General features: G+C 57.7%; 1 protein-coding gene and 1 pseudogene. Both read left to right on the top strand.

All coding sequences use genetic code 11. The annotated features are described in order from the left end of the window. Positions 1–126: 126 nt before the first annotated feature. Positions 127–336: pseudogene (locus FJV41_RS48935) on the top strand (integrase core domain-containing protein); the annotation flags it as partial. 202 nt (positions 337–538) lie between these two features. Continuing rightward, positions 539–1,672 carry a TIR domain-containing protein gene (locus tag FJV41_RS48940; protein ID WP_141649478.1) on the top strand — a complete coding sequence of 378 codons (1,134 nt, stop codon included), beginning with the start codon at positions 539–541 and terminating at the stop codon, positions 1,670–1,672. The last annotated feature ends 142 nt before the right edge of the window (positions 1,673–1,814 follow it).

Raw genomic sequence — 1,814 nt, forward strand, 5'->3', positions numbered from 1 at the left:
CATCATCCGCTTCACCATCTGCGCCTTGAATGCGTCTGTGTACGGCACTTCAACCGCCTGCGCTCGCCCCCAGGGCGTCGTCAGCTCGGCACGTCAGCCGAGGCGACATCTTCCCTGACACAGGGGGAGAGCTTCAACGGACGCTTTCGCGACGAGTGCCTCAGCATGGAATGGTTTCGTTCCAGGGTAGAGGCGAAGGTTGTCATCGAGGAGCGGCGGCAGCACTACAACCTGGTTCGGCCACACTCGAGCCTCGGCTACCTCACGCCTCTGGAATTTCGACGGCAGTGCAAAGCAGTGGTACCCAACCCATCCCGGCCGGCACCTCTCTCGTAATCAGTGGTCCGAAGGATCCAGGCAGGTCATGTTGGCGCAGCCAATCGGGCAGCGGCGCCCGCAGATAGATGGGATGGCCTAGGTTACCGAGGCAGCCACGTCAAGAAAAGACGTCGGCTGCCTCCCTGTGCGGGTTACACGCGGCCATTATATAGTTGGGGCTCCCTGGGGTAATCCACAGCGGGGGTTGGGAGTCCACGGCATGGACAACGTTATTGATGAGCTAGTACGAATTGAGCGCCGATGCACCCGTGGTGTGGCACTTTTCGAGGCGGACGAGATTTCTGATGTAATAGTTGCCCTAAAGGACGCTGCCGACAAGGTCGGGCTCTCATTTTCGGGCTCATGGCTTGGATATCATTCTCGCGTCTATTACGAGGGACTTGAGCGTCCGCCGCCGGGCGCTACGTTCAGCGTGGAGTGGGGATTTCAGGCGGTATTCAATGAGGCGACGACCGGCGACTGGGTAGAATACGATTTCACAGCCGTTGTGAATGCCGTGCTTGAACTCGCGCACTCGCCAGACCTAAGCGCACTGGAGAGGGTTCGACTAAAAGGAATTGCGGTGTTCGAGGGCTGCAAAGAGGAGTTGCAGGCTATCATTGACGCAGCACTGTCTGAGCGCCCCGACACTGCATTGGGAGAGTTGAGAGGTGAATTGGTAAAGCAGTCGGCAAGCCTGACCATGGATGATTTCTTTGAGGGCTTCAAGCCGAGAGGGCAGATTCTCTCTCGCGACATGCGCGCCTTCGGTGATGCGAAGATTCGGACGCCACCCCACATGCACGTGAAGTTTAGGGCGATGGTTGCCGAATCGCCCCGGGTATCACTCTTGACTCTCGGGAAAATAGCACGAAGAACACGGCTCTACTTGGAGAAGAAAATGGCACTGAAGGGGAAGAGTGCGGCGCGAACAAGCGGCACGGTTTTTATTGGGCACGGCCATTCGAAGACTTGGCGTGATCTTAAAGACTTTCTACAGGAGAGACTGGAACTCAAAGTCGATGAGTTCAACATGGAGTCTGCAGCAGGAATTACGACGGTGCAGCGACTTGAGGACATGCTTGATTCTGCGGCGTTTGCATTTCTTGTCATGACCGCTGAGGATGAGTATGCAGATAAAACCCTGCATGCTCGCGAGAATGTAATTCACGAAGTGGGGTTGTTCCAGGGGCGCCTTGGATTCTCCCGGGCAATTGTGCTGCTGGAGGAGGGCTGCAAGGAATTCTCCAATATTAAAGGGCTTGGCCAAATTCGATTCCCTAAGGGCGACATTAAGGCGCAGAGAGAGGAGATTCGCCAAGTCCTGGAGCGTGAGGAACTGGTGTCGCCATAGCCGCAGGCCCAGGATCCTGCCACTCACCTGATGGGCGCGCGGCCTGGGCAGGCGTATGCCCCAAGGGGCTCAAGCGGCCTGTCCTCCGGCCGGGAGCATCGCTCGGGCGGCCCCTCCTCCGCCCCTCTGCACCCTGTCTCTT

It is taken from the genome of Myxococcus llanfairpwllgwyngyllgogerychwyrndrobwllllantysiliogogogochensis (assembly GCF_006636215.1).
GTDB classification, from domain to species: Bacteria; Myxococcota; Myxococcia; order Myxococcales; family Myxococcaceae; genus Myxococcus; species Myxococcus llanfairpwllgwyngyllgogerychwyrndrobwllllantysiliogogogochensis.